The sequence below is a fragment of the Thermodesulfovibrionales bacterium genome, from assembly GCA_026417875.1.
Classification (GTDB): Bacteria; Nitrospirota; Thermodesulfovibrionia; order Thermodesulfovibrionales; family CALJEL01; genus CALJEL01.
Genome location: JAOACK010000035.1, coordinates 1 through 19,510 on the forward strand (window position 1 = coordinate 1; position 19,510 = coordinate 19,510).

The following is a 19,510-nucleotide window of genomic DNA, read 5'->3' on the forward strand; positions in this document are numbered from 1 at the left end:
GGAGCAAAACCATTCATGATGACACAGGCAACATGGGGAATGGCTTATCAACCCTGTACACAGCCAGGCACACCTCAGAATCTCACAGCAACTGGTGGAAACAGGCGTGTTAGCCTTTCATGGATGCCAGGCAATCCTGCACCTGCTGGTGGATATAATATTTACTATGATCAGGCAGGCAAAAAGCTCTATAGAGCAAGTGTGCCTGCTGGAACAACAACCTACACAGATACAGGCCTGAGAGGTAGAACAACATACTGCTATTCAGTTACAGCCTGGAATGACTGTAATGGAAATGGCATTTATGATCCTGGAATAGACATGGAGAGTGCCCACAGTAACGTAGCCTGCGCTACTACAAAATAAAGGTAATGGGAGGGGTTAAAAATCCCCTCCCATTTTCAAATGGATAGAAAAATGAAGGCGATTTATGTTTTTTTAATATTATTTTCTCTTTTTGGCTGTTATGATAAACAGAAGATAGATATAAATTCAAAGGACATAGTTGCCAGAGTTAATGGCGAACCTATTTATCTTGGAGATGTATACAGAAGGATTCAGGCGACCTTTGGGGAGATAAAAAAAGAAGAGATTCCTGAAGATAGATGGAGGATGATATTTGAAGGAGCCTTTGAATCAGAACTTATTGATAAGATTATTTTAATGGAGGCTAAGAAGGAAAATATATCAGTTCCTCCAGAGGTTGTAAGGGAGAGGGTTGAAAGAATCAAGGACTCGATGGGCGATGATAATTTCAAAAAAATGCTCAAAGACAGGAAAGCACGGGAAGAAGATTTCTGGAGGTTTTTAGAAGAAAGGGAAATGATAGAGATATATAAGAACAAAATTGTAGGTCAGATTGATATAGATGAGAAAACATTAAGGGATTATTACGAAGGACATAAAAAGGAATTCATTGAACCTGAAAAGGTTAGACTTGAACTTATCAGAGTCACAGATGAGGCTAAGGCAGAGGAAATATTCCGTCGGTGGAGAAGTGGAGAGGATTTTGAAAAATTGGCAGCTGAATATAGATCAGAAGGTAATTATAAAAGTGCTGCGAGATTGAGAGCTTTGCCTCTTAAGGAACTTCCAGATGATATTGCCTCTCATGTCAGTAAGGGACAGCAGGGAGAGATACTTGAGCCAATAAGGTCAGGAAATCTCATATACATAATAAAGATACTGGAAAAGTTTCCACCAAGAGACCTTGTTTTTGAAGAAGTAAAGGATGAGATAAAGAGAATCCTTGTATCCAGAAAAGAAAAGTCAAAAATAGAAGAATGGTATCTTTCGAAATTAAAAGAAGTAAAAGTTGAGTATCTGATGAGATATTAATGCTTTTGCCTATGTAAGATTAATTTTCTACTAAAATTAATTTTTTATTCATCCTCATTTTCCTTAAAAACCGGGGGTGGCGGTAATTCCTCAGGTGAAGGTAAGGTGGTGGTTGGGCGTGGTATCTGAGGTCTCTGAAGTCTTGGCGCAATTGAAGGCCTTTGAGCCGGAGTGATAAAAGGCCTTTGAGGTCCTCCTTCTTCACTTAGAACCTCAAGCTTTTTTATTGTTCCCTGCTCATTGTAATATATATTGTAATTTTTTTCTTGCACTATACCCATTATTCTATGGATTGTATCCTCAACTGAAAGACCTTTTATCAAAATTGATATGGTGGTAGAAGACGAACCCATTGATACCTCAAAGCCTGCCTGTTCTCCGAGTTTTTTTAGCAATTCCTGAAGATTGGCTCCCTCTGTTCTTAAAAAGACAGAATTGTTTTCAACCTTAAGTTCAATAGATGAAGCCTTCTCTTCAACAGGCAGTTCTCTTTCTGTAACAGGCTGAAATACAGGACCGCTCGGTAAGGAAGACTGGTCTGTTCCTTCAGCGTAAGAGGCTACAATTAAGGTTAAGATTAAAATTATTTTCAATTTATTCATTTTCTGCCTTTTTAGAAGCCTGCCTTTCCTGGATTATTTTCTGGGCTATATGGGTTGGAACTTCATCATAATGGGAAAATTCCATTGAGTAGAGACCCCTTGCAGATGTGATACTCTGGAGCTGATTTGCATAGGTAAGCATCTCTGCCATTGGAACGAGGGCAAGTATTTTCTGGTTTCCTCCTGCCTGGGGTTCCACTCCCTGAACCTTTCCCCTTCTTGCATTGAGGTCACCTATAACTGCACCTAAGGTATCATCAGGCACTATCACCTCCACCTTCATTATTGGCTCAAGAAGTACAGGCTTTGCCTCCTGAGCAGCCTTTTTAAAGGCAAGGCTTCCGGCAATCTTGAAGGCAAGTTCTGAAGAATCAACTGAATGATAGGAACCATCATAAAGGGTAACCTTTATATCAACCATTGGATATCCGGCAAGGACTCCTTCGTGCATTGCCTCTATAACACCCTTTTCAACTGCAGGAATATACTGTCTTGGAATCACACCACCAACAATCTTATCAACGAATTCATAACCTCCATTTCTTGGAAGGGGTTCTATCTCAATCCAGCAATCTCCATACTGGCCCCTGCCACCCGATTGCTTTTTGTACTTGCCCTGCGCCTTTGCTGATGCTCTGATAGTCTCCCTGTAAGGAATCTTAGGTGTCTTCATTACTACTTCCACGCCATATTTTCTCTTCAGTTTCTCAAGAGCAACCTCTATGTGTACCTGTCCCATCCCTGATATAATCATCTCCTTTGTCTCATCGTCCCTGTGGAATCTTAACGTAGGGTCTTCCTCAAGAATTCTCTGGAGCCCTGCACTTACCTTCTCTTCATCACCTTTTGACTTGGGAGCAATTGCATAAGAAAGTATAGGGTCTGCAAATTTTACCTTTTCAAACACGATTGGAGATGATTCATCACATAGGGTATCTCCTGTGTATGTATCTTTGAGTTTTGCTGTTACTCCCATATCTCCAGCACCTATAGTGCCGGCTGGTATCTGTTTTTTTCCAATGATATAAAATACCTGACCAACTCTCTCTTTTGTTCCTGTGGAAGCATTCAGGACAGTGGAGTCTGCCTTCAGTGTACCTGAATAGATCCTGAAGAATGTTAGTTTTCCTGCATAAGGATCAGATATGGTCTTGAAAACATAAGCAGAGAGTGGTTCCTGCTGAGAGGGTTTTCTTGTGATTTCTTTACCATCTTTAGGATTTTTTCCTTTAACAGGAACTATCCTTGCCATCTCTACTGGTGAAGGCAGGCATAAAATAATAGCATCCATGAGTTCACGGACACCTATATTCCTTGTTGCAGAGCCACATATTACAGGTATAAATCTTCTAGTAAGGGAGCCTTCTTTAATACCATTAAGAAGCTCTTCTTCGGAGAGGTCTCCTTTTTCAAGATATTTTTCAAGGAGGCTGTCGCTCAATTCAGCAATCTTTTCAACAAGTTTTTTTCTGTAAGCCTCAATCTCAGGCATTGATGGAAGGGAAGTTTCTACTGGCTTTGAATTTTCATACACAAAAGCCTTGAGCCTTACAAGGTCAATAAGTCCTTTGAAGGAAGGTCCTTCACCGATTGGAAGGTTAAGAGGTATTGCCTCTGTATCAAAGGATTTTTCAAGCTCTCCGATTGCGCGGTAAAAGTTCGCATTTTCCTTATCCATCTTATTTACAAATACAACCCTGGGTATCTCAAATTCGCAGGCATACTTCCATATCTTTTCGGTCTCTGCCTTTACACCTGAAAGGGCGCTCACTATGAGTACTGCACCATCTGTTACTCTTAGGCATCCCCTGGTGTCTTCAAGAAAATTTACAAAACCTGGTGTATCTATAATATTTAATTTGTGGCCACTGTATTCACAGTAGGCAAGACTTGAGCTCAGGGAAATCTTTCTTGCTATTTCTTCAGGCTCAAAATCTGTGGTGGTATTTCCATTGTCAACAGAGCCCATTCTTTCTATAGCGCCGGCATTAAAGAGTATGGCCTCTGTGAGTGATGTCTTTCCTGCACCTCCATGGGCAATAATGGCTACATTTCTGATTTTTTCAACATCATAGGCGGGCATGACTTCCTCCTTTTAAGAGATGGGGTTAAGACTAAAAGCATAATTTAGGATAACAATAAATTTTTCTGAAGTCAATCAGACAGTAGTCTCAATCAAGAATACTTTCAACAACAGGTATGTACTCTTTTTTCTTCTCCATTCTTTTCGAGAGTAGTTTTATAATTATAAAGGAGATTCCGAAGGCTCCAAGTCCTCCTATAGCACTAAGGAGCTCTGGGTCCAGGCCTGAGAGATTTTTTAAAAGCTCCTTACCAATAATCGCTCCAGCTATGAGGCATAATGCTGGTATTCCGTATACAATTATAGAGCCCTTCAGGTAAGAAAAGGCTTTAAAAGATACCCTTACCCTGTCTCCTATGTTTGCCTTTGCTTCATTTATAGCCTCAATTATGGCACCTTCGTCAGTGGTTTTACAGACAGAGCCTGCTGGACAGGCTTCACAGGCAGATTTTCTGTCCACTGAAACATATGCCCTGTCGCCCTCAATCTTTACAACAAGCCCTGTTTCTTCCATGAATTATTTTAACACTGATTATATCTCCATCACCACAGGCATTATTAGAGGTCTTCTTCCCATCTTATCTCTGAGGTATTTTTTAAGGGTATCTCTTATTTTTGTCTGGACGAAAGCTATATCCGAAAGGAGGTCATGCTCCATGGACTGGATGGCATCTGCCACCACACTCCTTACGTTATTCAGCACATCATAGGAGGTATCTTCAAAGATAAAGCCTCTTGAGATTATTTCAGGACCCGTTATTATCCTGCCTGTAGCCTTCTCTACCGCAAGTAGTATAATAACTATTCCATCATGGGCCAGTCTCATTCTGTCTCTCAGGACCATTGATTCCACATCTCCCATGAGTTTTCCATCTATAAATATCCTTCCTGCATTAACCCTGCCATTTTTCCTTGCCATGCCTGATTCATCTATTTCCAGAACCTCACCGTTTTCAAGTATAAAGATATTTTCCTCTGGTATTCCGACCTTTTCTGCAAGTTTTGCATGATACATGAGGTGTCTGAATTCTCCATGGATTGGCATGAAGTATTTTGGTTTTATCAGGTTAAGAATTAGCTTGAGTTCTTCCTTGGAGGCATGGCCTGATACGTGGACCTCAGAGACCTTTTCATAAATAACCTCTGCACCTCTCTTGAAGAGATGGTTTATTATCCTTCCTATGGAGCGTTCATTACCAGGTATCATCTTTGCAGAAAGTATAACCGTATCACCCTTTTTTATCTTTATATGCCTGTGTTCATCAGTTGCAATCTTTGAAAGAACACTCATTGGTTCACCCTGACTTCCTGTAGTTATTATCACAACCTTATCATCACTCAATTTATTCAGTTCTTCAATCCTGAGCCACGTATTTTCAGGTATCTTTAGATAGCCCAGTTCAAGGGCTATCTGAGCATTGGATACTATGCTTTTACCGCAGAGGAATACCTTTCTGCCGAACATCACTGCTACATCTATTGCCTGCTGAATCCTGTGGATATTTGATGCAAAGGTAGCTATGATTATCCTACCCTTTGTCTTTGCAAAGATATCTTCAAAGACCCTTCTCACCTCCTTTTCAGAGAAGGTGAATCCGCCCTTTTCAGCATTTGTGCTGTCAGAAAGCATGAGAAGTGTGCCTTTTTCACCGTATTCTGTGAATTTGTGTAAGTCCATTAATTCTCCATCAACAGGTGTGGGGTCAAGCTTGAAGTCTCCTGTATGGATGATACTCCCAACAGGTGTGTTTATTCCAAGGCCAACTCCATCCACTATACTGTGGGTTACTCTTATAAATTCAACATCAAATACCCCGAGCTGGATCCTCTCCCTTGGTTTTACTGTAATTATGTCAGTCCTTACACCTGATTCCCTCAGTTTTTCTCTTATCAGTCCTGATGTTAGGGGTGTTGCATATACAGGTACCCTTATCTCCCTTAAGAGAAAGGGTAAGGCACCTGTGTGGTCTTCATGACCGTGGGTTATTATAATGCCTTTCAGTTTTTCTCTATTTTCTGTGATATAAGAAAAATCAGGAATAACAAAATCTACCCCTAGCATCTCTTCTTCAGGAAACATTAATCCTGCATCAACAACGATCATATCATTATCATACTGAAAGACTGTCATATTGAGGCCTATCTCTTCAAGGCCTCCGAGGGGTATTACAGAAAGGAACTCAGCCATCAGCTCTTTTTATGAAGTAAAAATTCTAAGAGTGCCTTCTGGACATGAAGCCTGTTTTCTGCCTGGTCAAAAACAACGCTCTGCGGTCCGTCAATGACATCATCAGTAATCTCTTCTCCTCTGTGAGCGGGCAGGCAGTGCATTACTAAAGCATCGGGCCTTGCACAGGAAAGAATTGAGCTGTTTATCTGATAACCTTTAAAATGTCTTTTCTTCTCCTCTCCTTCTCTTTCCTGTCCCATGCTTACCCATACATCTGTATAAATTACATGAGCCATACCTGCTGCTTCCCTCGGATCTCTAACAATAACAATCTCTGATGAGGCGATATTTCTAGCTTCCTCGAGAACATCTCCATCGGGCTCATAACCTTCAGGACAGGCAATAGTTATATGCATGCCTGAAAGGGCAGCAGCTTCAATCAGTGAGTTTGCCACATTGTTTCCATCTCCTATGTAGGCAAGCTTGAGTCCTTTAAGTTTACCTTTTTTCTCCATTATAGTCATAAGATCAGCAAGTGCCTGGCAGGGATGGTGAAGGTCACTGAGGCCATTGATAACAGGTATGTTTGATGCTTTGCTGAATCTTATCAGTTTTTCGTGGCTGAATGTCCTAATAACGATAGCATCAAGATATCTTGAGAGTGTTCTGGCCGTATCCTCTATTGTTTCACCTCTTCCAAGCTGTAATTCCTGAGGTGTCATATATACAGGATGACCTCCTAGCTGATAAATACCAACATCAAAGGATATCCTTGTTCTTGTGGAGGGTTTCTCAAAAAGAAGGCCAATTGATTTTCCTATCAGGGGACACTTCATCCTGTCCAGACCTGACTTAAGCTCTGATGCCCTTATCAGAATCCCTGAAAGCTCGTCACCTTTCAGGTCAAGAATTCTTAAAAAATCTCTTTTCATTTCAGGTCTGAAAATACCTCCTCAAGTATCTCTATGCACTGATCTATCTCTTTTTTCTGAACAGTCAGTGGAGGTGTGAATCTCAGAACATTCCCTGCTGTGCAATTTACGAGAAGACCTCTTTTCAGGCATTCAAGGGCAATATCACTGCATTCTCTTAAAAGTTCCATTCCAATAAGTAGTCCCATTCCTCTCACAGAAAATATTATATCAGGAAAATCACTTTTTAAACCAAGAAGTCTTTCAATGAAATAACCGCCCATTCTTCTCACATTATCAAGGATAAACCCATCTTCAAGGATGGTCTCAACAGTTGCTAGTGCCGCGGCGCAGGCTACAGGATTTCCTCCAAAGGTTGAGGCATGTGTTCCAGGTGTGAAGACCTTTGAAACCTTCTCTGTAGCAAGGAGAGCGCCAATTGGAATACCGCTTGCCAGTCCCTTTGCCAGCGTCATTATATCTGGTGCAATACCATGGTGTTCATAACAGAAAAGTTTTCCTGTTCTTCCCATCCCTGTCTGGACTTCATCAAGGATTAGTAGTATACCTGTTTCATCACAGAGCTTTCTTACCTCTTTAAGATATCCTTCATCAGGGATTCTCACACCGCTTTCTCCCTGAATGGGCTCAAGCATCACTGCACAGGTATTTTTATCAATTGCCTTTCTGAGACTTTCTATATCGTTAAAGGGAACATATTTAAAACCTGGCAGAAGGGGTGCAAATCCATTATGAAATTTTTCCTGTGCTGTTGCTGTAAGAGCACCATAGGTCCTTCCATGGAATGAACCGTGGCAGGTTATTATTTCATATCTATCAGGTGAGAGATATTCCCTTGCATATTTTCTTGCAAGTTTTATTGCTCCTTCATTTGCCTCTGCGCCAGAATTGCAGAAAAAGACCCTGTCAGCAAAACTTACCTCTACAAGCTTTTTTGCCAGTTCTATCTGAGGTTCTATGTGATAGAGGTTTGAGACATGTATCAATCTCTGTACCTGTTTTTGAACAGCTATTACCACTTTTCTGGGACAGTGGCCCAGGACATTCACAGCTATACCTCCGACAAAATCCAGATATTCTCTGCCGTCTATTCCATATACCTTTGTTCCTGAACCCTTTCTGAGGACAACAGGATAACGCCTGTAAGTATTCATAAGGTATTTTTCTGCTTCTTCAATAAGTCTTTTCTGCTCCATGTAATAGAATAAATCTTCTGCCTATAAAATTCAACACTTAATTTTTTTCTTGAATATTTAGGAATATTTTGAGATAATGTATAGTGGTGAGGTAGAAGGATGGGTTTAACATACAGAGAGGCAGGAGTTGACATAGAAGAGGCTGATAGATTTGTGAGCCTGATCACACCGCTTGTCAGAGCAACCTTCAGACCCGAGGTTATCTCAGATATCGGTTCATTCAATGCACTTTTTAAACTTGATCTAAAGAAATACAGAGAACCTGTTCTTGTTAGTGGTACGGATGGAGTTGGTACAAAATTAAAGATCGCCTTCATGCTCGACAGGCATGACACAGTCGGGATTGATCTTGTAGCCATGTGTGTTAATGATATACTTACTGCAGGAGCAGAACCACTTTTTTTCCTTGATTATATAGCCACAGGAAAGCTTTCTCCTGAAAAATCGGTTGAGATAGTGAAGGGTATTGCAGAGGGTTGCAGACAGGCAGGTTGTGCACTCATAGGTGGTGAGACCGCTGAGATGCCTGGGTTCTATCAACCTGGAGAGTACGATCTATGTGGTTTTGCTGTCGGAGTTGTTGAAGAAAAAGAGATCATAACGGGAAGGGAAATAAAAGAAGGAGATATTATTATAGGTCTTTATTCAAGGGGATTGCACAGTAATGGTTATTCCCTGGCAAGAGAGATTATTTCAAGAAATAAACTTGATCTCTCTCTTTATCTGCAGGAAACTGGAAGAAGCCTAGGTGAAGAATTACTTGAACCAACGAGGATCTATGTAAAGGCATTCATGACATTGAAAGGGAGCGGTATAAATGTAAAGGGTATGGCACATATAACAGGCGGAGGTGTCACAGGAAATCTACCCAGAATATTGCCTGACAATATCTCTGCTGTTATTGATAAAAGATCATGGAATGTACCATTTATTTTCCAGTATCTTCAGAAACTCGGTGATGTGCCTGAAGAGGAGATGTTCAGGACTTTTAATATGGGAATAGGTTATATTATAGTTGTACCTTCAGGGCAGGGGGGTAAGGTAATAAATATTCTTAAAGAGGCAGGTTATGATGCCTCTCAGATAGGCTTTATTGAAAAAGGTAACAAGGGGGTAAGGTATGTATAAATTAAAGATCTTTCTTAAGAAGGTCTTTACTCCTGTTACTGTGATGCTTGTTCCTCACTCAAGAACTAAACCTGTTGCAATAAAAGTTCCTTTTTCTGTTATAGCCATTGCAGTATTCCTCTGGTGTGCAGGAACAATCTATGTTATATCCATAGCAGTAAAGACCTATGAATATTATAATATGAAAAACAGACTTACCTATTTCATGAATCAATTTATTGAGCTTAAGTCCACGATATCATCACTTCAGAAGGCAGAGGCTGAATTCAGGAAGCTCTTCTCTCTGAAATCAAAAAAGGATGTCCTTGAGGCTGTTGAGGTGACTGATACAGGTTCTATTGATATGGAAGCATTAAAGAAACAGATTGAGGAGACAGTTGAGACAGTAACCGAGATAAAAAAATATCTTTCAGAGCAGAGGGATATTTATCGCTCAACACCCATTGGCTGGCCGGTTAGAGGCGTGATTACCTCAGGTTACGGTGAGAGAACACATCCGAAATACGGAGAGATAGCCTTTCATTCAGGAATAGATATCTCTGTACCGGTAGGCACAGAGATTCGTGCAACGGCAGATGGAGTGGTTGTATTTTCAGGCTGGACGGCAGGAAGTGGTTATACAGTTATAATAGAGCACGGTCATGGTTTTACAACTGCCTATGCCCATAACAAGGAAAATCTCGTGAAGGTCGGTCAGAGGGTAAAGAGAGGAGATGTTGTAGCCCTTTCAGGAAACACCGGCGTTACAACAGGTCCTCATGTTCACTATGAGGTCTGGAAAAACGGGACTCATGTAAATCCACTCACTTATATAAAGGAGAACTACTGATGTTTACAAAGAAACAGCAAGGAGTAGAGACAATTATAGGACCGGACACCACATTTAAAGGTGAACTTAACTCAAAAAGTACAGTACGGATTGATGGTAATTTTGAAGGGATCGTCAATGCCGACTGGATCATTATAGGTGAGGCTGGAAGGGTTAAGGGCGAGATTAATTGTCGGGGCATAGTGATCGGAGGAAGAGCTGAAGGAAATATTAAATCAACTGAGACTATAGAAATCAAGCACAAGGCACAGGTCTTCGGAGAAATCTGTACCCAGAAGCTCTCCATATCAGAGGGAGCTATATTTGATGGTCGTTCCTGTATGCAAGAGCGGAAACCAGACGTGAAAGGTCATAAATCAGAGAATAAATAGAGAAGGGGTGACCTTTTTCTATCCCTCTCTTTTTATGCCAGATAAAATATACAGGATAAATCTTTCTTTTTCAGAAGCAAAGGAACTCTGGTTAAGAGCCCTCAGAGATAAAGTCCTAAATCACCTCTGTCCGCTTACAGAGGAAAAGATAGAAACTATCCATTCAAAAGGAAGGATCACCTCAAGACCTGTAAGGGCAAAAATAAGTTCTCCCTTTTTTCATGCATCTGCTGTTGATGGTTACGCCTTGAGGTTTACAGATACTGTTACAGCTTCTGAGAGAACTCCTGTTTATCTGCAGATTAATAAGGACTGCCTCAGGGTCGACACAGGTGATCCTCTGCAACCTGATATGAATGCGGTAGTTATGTTAGAGGATGTCAATACTGTTAAGAAAGATGGTGCGGAGTTTATAGAGTTAAGAGAGGCTTTAACACCCTGGCAGAATGTAAGGATTGCCGGTGAGGATATAGTCCAGGGAGAACTGATTATACCTGAAAATGAAAGGATAACAGCCTTTTATATTGGAGCAATGCTTGCATCACAGAATACAGAGGTGTGGGTCAGAAAAAAACCTGTTGTTTCTATAATTCCTACGGGTTCTGAGATAGTGGAACCAGGCTCCGAAGTTAAACCCGGCGATATCATTGAATTCAATTCAAGATTTCTTAGCGCGCTGGTAGAGGATACGGGTTCAGAGTACAGGCGTTATGCTATTGTGCCGGATAATAAAGAGATCCTCAAAAGGTCCATTCTCGAAGCCCTTTCTGAATCCCATGTGCTTCTCGTTATAGGTGGTTCATCTCTTGGAAGAGAGGATCTTTTAGCGGATGCAATCAGAGAAATTGGTGATATAGTGGTTCATGGTGTAAACATAAAACCCGGTAAACCTCTGATGTTGAGTATTGTTCAGAATAAACCTGTGATCGGAATTCCTGGATATCCTGTCTCTGCCTATATTGCCTTTGAGCTCTTTGTAAAGCCTTTACTTTATATGCTTCAGTCATTAGAAGAGCCTGAGGCACGGGAGATAGAGGCAATACTTTCAAGGAATATTGCATCCACTCTTGGAATTGAGGAGTTTATAAGGGTCAAGATAGGTTCTGTGTCAGGAAAGTACATAGCCACACCTCTTGCAAGGGGAGCTGGACTCATGAGCTCCCTTGTTAAGGCAGATGGAATACTTCAGATTCCTTCAAACATTGAAGGGATTGAGGCAGGGTCAAAGGTAAAGGTGAAACTTCTCAGGGATGAGAGAGAATTATTAAATACAATTGTATTCATAGGTAGTCACGATAATACGATAGACCTTATTCATAATTTTCTTAAGAAACATTATCCATCCCTGAGTTTATCATCCGCTAATGTTGGATCGATGGGAGGGCTGATTGCCCTCAGAAGGAGGGAATGTCATATTACGGGCATCCATCTTCTTGATGAGGCAACTGGTGAATACAATATTCCTTTTGTAAAGAGAATTCTACAGGGTGAATCTTTTGTTGTGGTCAATCTTGTATACAGGCAGCAGGGTCTGATTGTTAAAAGGGGAAATCCAAAGGCTATAAAAAGCTTCCACGACCTTATAAGGGAGGATATCTTTTTTGTTAACAGGCAGAGAGGTTCAGGCACTAGACTTCTTCTTGACAAACACCTGAAAGAACTTGGCATTGATCCTCAAAGGATTAAAGGTTATGAAATTGAGGATTATACCCACATGTCTGTTGCATCAAAGGTCCTTACAGGTGTTGCTGATGTAGCTCTCGGAATCTATTCAGCAGCAAAGGCACTGGATCTGGATTTCATCCCTGTGGCTGAGGAGAGGTATGATCTTGTAATTCTAGAAGAGTCTTTGAGACTGCCAATGATAGAGGCCCTTCTTGAGATCATAAAAAATGATAGTGAATTTAAAGATGCTGTCCATGCCATGGGAGGATATGATACACGAGATACAGGCAAGGTAATCATGCAAACTCTTCCCTTGAAAGGTCTTTCAGGGTCGGTAGCTCTGTGAGGTCCCTCAGACCGAAGTATTCAAGAAACTCTTTTGTGGTTCCGTAGAGGAAGGGCCTTCCCGGGGCTTCCTTTTTACCCACTATCTTTATGAGTCTTCTTTCAAGAAGGGTCTTTATAGCTCCATCAGAATTTACTCCTCTTATCTGTTCTATTTCTGCCTTTATAATGGGCTGTTTATAGGCAATTATCGCAAGGGTTTCAAGGGCAGCCATGGAGAGCTTTGTCTGAGAAACATTCCTTTTTATCCTCTTTACCCATTCAGAATAGGCTGGATTTGTAATCATCTGATAGCCGTTTGCAATCTCCTTTATTATTATGCCACCATTTTTTGCATCATATTCCATTATCAGTTCATCAAGATGTGTTTTTATCTCTTCCTCAGGAAGTCCTGTTATCTCCTTTATGGAAGAGATAGTGAGAGGTTCTCCGGAAGTAAAGAGCAATAATTCAATTATATCTTTTTTCTCTTTCCTATCCATGAAAAATAATATAACACATGCTATAGTGAGAAGGCGAGAGGTTAGAATAAGATATTATTTTTGCTATAATATTTTATGGACTATATAAAATATTATGGCCTTAAGGAGCATCCTTTTTCCAATGTAGTAGAACCAAAATTCTATTATAAAAGCATCCAGCATACCGAGGCAATAATAAAATTAAAACACGCAATTGATGGAAAAAAGGGTCTTTCTGTTGTAATAGGTGATATAGGCACAGGGAAAACAACACTTGCAAGGCGCTTGCTCGAGGAGCTTGATGAATCAAGATACGAGGCAGCACTCCTTGTGGTGATCCATTCCTCTGTAAGTTCTGACTGGCTTCTAAAGAAGTTTGCCCTTCAGCTCGGTGTACAGGATGTTAAGGATGACAGAATAGAGATACTCGGACAGATATACAAGAGACTCCTTGAGATTAATGAACAGGGTAAGATTGCTGTTGTCCTTATAGATGAGGTTCAGATGTTAAAGACAAGGGAGCTCATGGAGGAGTTCAGAGGACTTCTCAATATGGAGCTTCCTGATGGAAAGATGGTAAATTTTATTTTTTTTGGCCTTCCGGAACTCGATCAGATACTCAGTCTTGACGAGCCACTCAAACAGCGTGTGAGCACAAGGATTACACTTAGACCATTCAGTGAAGAGGACACCAGAGAATATATTATGCACAGGCTTAATGTTGCTGGCTGCCAGAGAATGATCTTTAGCCCTGATGCAATAACCATGATTTATAAATACTCTAGGGGTGTCCCAAGACTAATAAATACTATATGTGATAATGCACTTCTTGAGGGTTTTCTGAGAAAAAGGCAGGAAATAGATAGCTCTATTATCAAGACAGTTGCTGTCGATCTGGGACTTAATTCAGAATAGTCATTTTTTCTATATCCAGTCTTGTCTCCGTATCCTGAATTTTTACTGTTATCTCTGAAGGAAACCATAAGCCTCTGTTCTCTTTCTCGTCAACTAAATAAAATACAGGTTTGTTGTATGTCATAACCACAGAAGTGACCTCGGGAAGATAGATTTCCTGTTTTTCAGGAAGGTATTTTCTGTTTATATATACCTTTTTCCATGAATTTCTGACAATGTATCCGTGGTCCCATTCTTCCACCTCCCTTTCATCCATCTCCCACCACATGAGACAGGATCTCAGTGCCTCCATAAGGAGATAGGCCCTTTCCTCTGGAATTTTTCTGCCTTCTGTTATTATGTTTCCCTCTGAGAGTTTTATTTCTGAGAGGAGAAATCCAAAAGAATAAACCCTTAGCAAGAGATCCTTTCCATTAACAGTCATTGAGGCGTTACCGGACATTTCTTCACCCCCCCTGTTTACCTTAATTGTAAAAAGGAACTTTATCTTCTCAAAGGAATCAAGTTCTGAGAGATATTCCTGAAATGACATCTCCGGAACGGTTACTGTCTCCATAATAGAATAAGAAATTTTTTTGGTGCATCCTGAAATAAGCATCATAAAAGAACAGTAAATGAGCAGTGAGACAGAGTAATTAAGTAAGGTGAACCAGAAATTTTTATCTGCCACATGCAGGAAAGCCTTCCTTTTAAAACTCCTTATTGGTGAGAGGCACATTATGGTCGGCTTATAAGAATACGGAGAAATTTGTCCACATTCCTGGAAATAAGGTGTGTCAATCTTACGGCCTCTATCTGAAAAGATATTCCATCGCCTCATTGATTTCTTTTACTCCCCTGATATCCATTGAGATGTTTGCCTTTAATCTCTCTGCATTTACCTTTGGAATGATTGCTTTTTTAAAAGCTATTTTCTGGGCTTCTCTTAGTCTCAGGTCTGCGTGACTTACAGCCCTTATCTCGCCTGAAAGACCAACCTCGCCGAATATAATTGTGTGGGGATCTATGGGTTTATCCTTTACTGAAGAACTGAGTGATGCAATGATTGCAAGATCAGCTGCCGGCTCTACTACCTTCAGACCACCAACAACATTCACAAATACATCCATGCCTATAAGGTGGATACCCGCCTTTTTCTCAAGAACTGCTATAAGAAGACTAACCCTGTTCGGGTCTACTCCTATGGATGTCCTTCTTGGAACACCGAAGGTGGCAGGTGAAACGAGTGCCTGAAATTCAAGGAGTATTGGTCTAGTTCCTTCCATGCTTGCAGTAACAACTGTACCTGTTGCACCCTCAGGTCTTTCTGAGAGAAAGAGTTCAGAGGGATTCTCGATCTCTCTGAGGCCATCATCACTCATTTCAAAAACACCTATCTCGTTAGAGGAGCCAAACCTGTTTTTTACTGCCCTCAGTATCCTGTAAGAATGCCCCTTTTCACCCTCAAAATAGATTACTGTATCAACAATATGCTCAAGGACCCTCGGTCCTGCTATTGAACCTTCTTTTGTAACATGACCGATTATAAATATAGATGTGCCTGAGCTCTTTGAAAAAAACATGAGCTTCTGGGCACATTCCCTTACCTGCCCAACTGATCCAGGTGCAGAGGGCAGTTCCTCTGAATACATGGTCTGGATTGAATCAACAACCATGACAAGGGGAGAAAGCTTCCTTGCTGAACTGAGGATATTCTCGAGATTGGTCTCTGACTGAAGGAGTATATTTTCTGAGTTAATGTTTAATCTTTCAGCCCGCATCTTAACCTGCTCAAGGGATTCCTCTCCGGAGATATAGAGAACCTTTCCAGAAGAGGCTATGCCGTTCATTGCCTGAAGGAGGAGTGTGGATTTTCCTATCCCGGGGTCACCACCTATGAGAATTAAAGAACCGGGTACAATGCCACCTCCCAGTACCCTGTCAAGCTCATTGATGCCAGTGGCTATCCTTTTTTCTTTTATACAGGAAATCTCTCTCAGTGTTCTCGGTTGAGAGATTTCAGTGCCCCATCCCTTATGGACGCTCATCCTTTGGGTATTTCTCATATCTCTTTCTTCAACGAGTGTATTCCACTGACCGCAATCAGGACATCTTCCAAGCCATTTTGGCGAAACAAAACCACAGGCCTGGCATTGATAGATTACTGTATTTTTTTTCATCTGCAGTTTTTATACCTCGCAGGAACTTCCTTCCAGACTTAAAATTCCCATTCCCTTCCCGGGATGAATTACCGTTCTTAAGGCATTCTTTATGAATTCCTTTGCCCTCTGAACAGCCTGAGAACTTGAAACGCCCAGAGCAAGGGCTGCTGTTATTGCTGCTGAGAAGATGCAACCTGTTCCATGGAACTCACCAGGTATTCTCTCCGATTCAAGGAAAATAAATTCTCCATTAAAAAAGACATCTACAGTTAGATTCCCCTCAAGGTGTCCACCCGTTACTACCACTGCCTCTGCCCCCATGTTCTTAATTTTTTCTGCAGCCCTTTTCATGTCTTCAAGGCTTTCAATACTTAATCCAGTAAGCACAGAGGCTTCATAGATATTGGGTGTTACGACCCTTGAATGGGGTATGAGCTTTTCTTTCAGAAGATCCAGGGTTCTATCCTCAAGAAGGCTGACACCAGTAGATGATACTGTTACAGGATCAATTACAAGATTTTTTAATCCATACTTCCTTATGCACCTTTCAATTACCTCTACATTTTCCCTGCTGTAAATCATGCCTGTTTTGAGACTTTGGGGTTTTATATCATCTAGAAGTACTGTCAGCTGTTTTTCCAGTTCATCTGCACTTACAGGGTAGATGGCTTCTACACCGGTGGTATTCTGGCAGGTAATAGAGGTTACAGCCGACAGTCCATAAACTCCGAAATACCAGAAGACCCTCAGGTCTGCTTGAAGACCTGCACCACCTGTTGGGTCATAGCCTGCTATGGTAAGGCTTACTGGCATTTTTTTATTATACAGATTTTCAATCTCATTGTGCATATTTTTTATAAGTATTGAAAAATATAAAGAGTCCCTACAAGAATACCGAATATAAAAGGGGAATCATTATGTTTATATGGACAACCCATGAGCTGAAGGATATACTTGTAGAAGGAGATTTTCGATTAAGGATTGAACATTCCTCTAATGTAAAAGAGGCAATGCTCAGAGAAGGTGGTATGAGTGATTGTGCTCTTATACCACTCGATGAAGGATATAAAGATTTTCTCGCAAAGTTAAGAGCAAGGGGTGTGACGGGACCCGTTATATTTATAGCCGAAGATAGCCGGAGGCCTCCTGATGAATTTATTTATCCACTCAATGCCCTCTGCTTCAGCCTTCTGGATGATGACATTATTAAGGCTGGTGTATTTATAAACTTTATCTTCAGGCTTGCTCAGCTAAGGGCAATACCTGACATAAAACTCACTCATCATCTATCCTTTAATAAAAGTATCAGCGACAGTCCAGTCGATGAGCCTGAGAGGATAAGGGATGTGATTTCTTATGTTATAGAGAGGGAATTGCCTGTAATTATCTCCTTTGAGATTGATGAATATGGAAGACCTGTAACAGTCAGAGGTGTATGCAGGGTAAGGTTAAGGCAGAATAACTTTATACTCTACCAATTTAAACCTAATTTCCTCATAAATGGAATTAGAGATAGCGGGGATATGAAGATTGTTCTTTCCTATAAAGATATGAATTATGAAAGTGTTATAAAGATTATAAGGAAAGCTGAACATGAGGTTGAGGTAACCATTCCTGATAAACTCTTTATAGAGAGAAGGAGATATGTAAGAATAGTTCCTTCCTTAAAAAAACCTGTGAGACTTTTTATGCTCATGCCCTGTGAATCTACCCTTAGCCTTGAGGTTTATGATATAAGCCAGAGGGGCATAGGATTTTACTCTTCAAGGGATCTCAAGATTGGAGATATCTATGTATTCGGTATCCAGCTTCCTGAACAGACAAAGATAATAATAAGTTATGGAATAATAAGATTTAAAAAGGAGAAGTCTTCGGGTATAAGATATGGTGCTGAGCTCTATCTCCATCCACAGGATGAAGAACTTATCCTCCAGTATATAAGAAAGAGGGAATTAGAGATCATAGAGATATTAAGATAGTTATTAAGGCTGGTTTTTAGAGGATACGGAGTTTTTCTGTTCAGGGAACATCAGGATGATGCTTATCCTTCTGTTTCTTGGATCCTCCGGATTATCCTTTATAAATGGAATGGTGTCAGCATAACCTGCTACCCTTGTGATTTTCTTTGGATCAAGTCCGTATTTTTCCAGTTCCTTTCTGGCTGTTAATGCTCTTTCAGTTGAGAGCTCCCAGTTACTGTAATGGGAGCTTTTGTAGGCAAGGGCATCTGTATGACCCTCAACTGCAACCTGATTGGGAAGCTCCTTGATCTGTTCTCCTATTACCTGCATTATCCTCTTTGCCATGGGTGTTGGTTCTGCTGAGCCGAGGTCAAACATGGGTTTTCCTTCTTTATCCACAAGCTGTATTCTTACACCTCCTTCAAATATGTCAACTATTATCTGATCCTTTATATCTGAGAGTTTTTCCTCTATTGCCTTTTTAATCATCTCCTTGAATTCCTCAGGTTTCATGGCAAAGGGTCCGCCTATCTCAGGGGTTATTTTTCTTTCTGATTCTCCTGCCTCATTCATTATCTCGGATGACTTCTCCAGAAAGGATGTACCGCTCTGCTCAAATATGCTGAAGTGCTTAAAATATGTGGCAACCCTTGCCCTCTTTTCAGGTGAGACCATTGTTATGAGCCAGAGAAGAAGAAAGAAGGCCATCATTGCTGTGACAAAGTCTGCATAGGCAACCTTCCAGCTTCCGCCATGAGATCCTTCATGCCCTATTTTTTTAACTTTTTTAATAATGCCTGTCCTGTTATTATTCATGATTATTTAAGTCTATTTATTGCTGTTTCAAGTTCCTTGAATGTTGGTTTCTCCTTTTCTGGTATTGCCCTTCTGCCAAATTCCACTGCTATCTGTGGTGCAGAACCTCCGGCAAAGGATACCATTGCAGTCCTTATTACATTAAAGGGTATTGTCTTTTCTCTTGCAAGGTGTTCAAGGTTCACTGATACAGGACCAACAAAGCCATAACACATGAGAACTCCAAGGAATGTTCCAACCAGGGCTGCTCCTATGCTGTGTCCGAGAACTGCTGGAGGCTGATCTATTTTCTGCATGGTCAGGACAACTCCAAGAACTGCTGCAACTATTCCAAGACCTGGAAGTCCGTCAGCTACCCTTCCTATACTTGCTGAGGGAATAATTGCCTCCCTGTGTTCTGTTTCTATCTCCAGCTCCATCAGGCTGTCAAGTTCATGGGCTGGGACATTTGAGGATACAATTACCTTAAAATTGTCTGCTATGAATGTTACAAGTTCTGGATGGGACATTACATTTTTATACCTCTGAAAGATGGGACCTGTCTCTTATACACATCT

The 19,510-nt window shown here is 40.8% G+C and carries 20 protein-coding genes; 8 read left to right on the forward strand and 12 right to left on the reverse strand.

Annotated elements, in window-relative coordinates:
• Together N2257_07135 and N2257_07140 are read left to right on the forward strand one after the other, a co-directional pair.
• Positions 1–366: fibronectin type III domain-containing protein (locus tag N2257_07135; GenBank protein ID MCX7794157.1), on the forward strand; the 366-nt coding region annotated here is incomplete at its 5' end.
• 51 nt (positions 367–417) lie between these two features.
• Complete coding sequence (locus tag N2257_07140; protein MCX7794158.1) at positions 418–1,338, forward strand: peptidyl-prolyl cis-trans isomerase; 921 nt, start codon at positions 418–420, stop codon at positions 1,336–1,338.
• A gap of 44 nt (positions 1,339–1,382) precedes the next feature.
• Here the strand turns inward: N2257_07140 and N2257_07145 are convergent, their stop codons facing one another.
• From N2257_07145 to N2257_07170, 6 genes are all read right to left on the reverse strand, one after another.
• Complete coding sequence (locus N2257_07145) at positions 1,383–1,940, reverse strand: hypothetical protein (protein MCX7794159.1); 558 nt, start codon at positions 1,938–1,940, stop codon at positions 1,383–1,385.
• On the reverse strand, positions 1,933–4,023 hold the full coding sequence (gene fusA / locus N2257_07150; protein ID MCX7794160.1) for an elongation factor G: 2,091 nt from the start codon (positions 4,021–4,023) through the stop codon (positions 1,933–1,935). Before fusA ends, N2257_07145 begins: the two co-directional genes overlap by 8 nt.
• Positions 4,024–4,111: 88 nt before the next feature.
• Positions 4,112–4,537 carry a SoxR reducing system RseC family protein gene (locus N2257_07155; protein MCX7794161.1) on the reverse strand — a complete coding sequence of 142 codons (426 nt, stop codon included), beginning with the start codon at positions 4,535–4,537 and terminating at the stop codon, positions 4,112–4,114.
• An 18-nt stretch (positions 4,538–4,555) separates the two neighbouring features.
• Complete coding sequence (locus N2257_07160) at positions 4,556–6,211, reverse strand: ribonuclease J (GenBank protein MCX7794162.1); 1,656 nt, start codon at positions 6,209–6,211, stop codon at positions 4,556–4,558.
• Entirely contained in the window at positions 6,211–7,125 is a 915-nt protein-coding gene (gene argF, locus N2257_07165; GenBank protein ID MCX7794163.1) for an ornithine carbamoyltransferase, read from the reverse strand. Before argF ends, N2257_07160 begins: the two co-directional genes overlap by 1 nt.
• A complete protein-coding gene (locus N2257_07170; protein ID MCX7794164.1) occupies positions 7,122–8,321 on the reverse strand; it encodes an acetylornithine transaminase in 1,200 nt (399 codons plus the stop codon). The genes argF and N2257_07170 overlap by 4 nt, the downstream gene beginning before the upstream one ends.
• A gap of 99 nt (positions 8,322–8,420) precedes the next feature.
• Between N2257_07170 and purM the strand changes: the two genes are divergently transcribed.
• From purM to N2257_07190, 4 genes are read left to right on the forward strand one after another with little or no spacing between them, the layout of a single operon-like run.
• On the forward strand, positions 8,421–9,449 hold the full coding sequence (purM, locus tag N2257_07175; protein ID MCX7794165.1) for a phosphoribosylformylglycinamidine cyclo-ligase: 1,029 nt from the start codon (positions 8,421–8,423) through the stop codon (positions 9,447–9,449).
• Positions 9,442–10,278: a peptidoglycan DD-metalloendopeptidase family protein gene (locus N2257_07180; protein ID MCX7794166.1), complete on the forward strand. Its 837-nt coding sequence runs from the start codon at positions 9,442–9,444 to the stop codon at positions 10,276–10,278. Before purM ends, N2257_07180 begins: the two co-directional genes overlap by 8 nt.
• The gene (locus tag N2257_07185; protein MCX7794167.1) at positions 10,278–10,649 is read left to right on the forward strand and encodes a polymer-forming cytoskeletal protein; all 372 of its coding nucleotides are present in this window, start codon (positions 10,278–10,280) and stop codon (positions 10,647–10,649) included. The genes N2257_07180 and N2257_07185 overlap by 1 nt, the downstream gene beginning before the upstream one ends.
• 34 nt (positions 10,650–10,683) lie before the next feature.
• Complete coding sequence (locus N2257_07190; protein MCX7794168.1) at positions 10,684–12,660, forward strand: molybdopterin biosynthesis protein; 1,977 nt, start codon at positions 10,684–10,686, stop codon at positions 12,658–12,660.
• Here the strand turns inward: N2257_07190 and scpB are convergent.
• The gene (scpB, locus tag N2257_07195) at positions 12,611–13,141 is read right to left on the reverse strand and encodes an SMC-Scp complex subunit ScpB (GenBank protein ID MCX7794169.1); all 531 of its coding nucleotides are present in this window, start codon (positions 13,139–13,141) and stop codon (positions 12,611–12,613) included. The genes N2257_07190 and scpB overlap by 50 nt on opposite strands.
• Positions 13,142–13,216: 75 nt before the next feature.
• Here scpB and N2257_07200 point away from each other — a divergent pair, with 75 nt between their 5' ends.
• Positions 13,217–14,035, forward strand: coding sequence for an AAA family ATPase (locus N2257_07200; GenBank protein MCX7794170.1), 819 nt, complete (start codon positions 13,217–13,219; stop codon positions 14,033–14,035).
• Here the strand turns inward: N2257_07200 and N2257_07205 are convergent.
• The 3 genes from N2257_07205 to thiD form a co-directional block, all read right to left on the reverse strand.
• Positions 14,022–14,636: a hypothetical protein gene (locus N2257_07205; GenBank protein ID MCX7794171.1), complete on the reverse strand. Its 615-nt coding sequence runs from the start codon at positions 14,634–14,636 to the stop codon at positions 14,022–14,024. The genes N2257_07200 and N2257_07205 overlap by 14 nt on opposite strands.
• Before the next feature lie 190 nt (positions 14,637–14,826).
• On the reverse strand, positions 14,827–16,194 hold the full coding sequence (gene radA / locus N2257_07210) for a DNA repair protein RadA (GenBank protein ID MCX7794172.1): 1,368 nt from the start codon (positions 16,192–16,194) through the stop codon (positions 14,827–14,829).
• A gap of 9 nt (positions 16,195–16,203) precedes the next feature.
• A complete protein-coding gene (gene thiD / locus N2257_07215) occupies positions 16,204–16,989 on the reverse strand; it encodes a bifunctional hydroxymethylpyrimidine kinase/phosphomethylpyrimidine kinase (protein ID MCX7794173.1) in 786 nt (261 codons plus the stop codon).
• 104 nt (positions 16,990–17,093) lie between these two features.
• Here thiD and N2257_07220 point away from each other — a divergent pair, with 104 nt between their 5' ends.
• Complete coding sequence (locus N2257_07220; GenBank protein ID MCX7794174.1) at positions 17,094–18,155, forward strand: PilZ domain-containing protein; 1,062 nt, start codon at positions 17,094–17,096, stop codon at positions 18,153–18,155.
• 3 nt (positions 18,156–18,158) lie between these two features.
• On the opposite strand, the gene N2257_07225 is transcribed toward N2257_07220, so the two are convergent.
• Complete coding sequence (locus N2257_07225; protein ID MCX7794175.1) at positions 18,159–18,953, reverse strand: OmpA family protein; 795 nt, start codon at positions 18,951–18,953, stop codon at positions 18,159–18,161.
• A 2-nt stretch (positions 18,954–18,955) separates the two neighbouring features.
• Positions 18,956–19,486: a flagellar motor stator protein MotA gene (motA, locus tag N2257_07230; GenBank protein ID MCX7794176.1), complete on the reverse strand. Its 531-nt coding sequence runs from the start codon at positions 19,484–19,486 to the stop codon at positions 18,956–18,958.
• Positions 19,487–19,510: the final 24 nt, after the last annotated feature.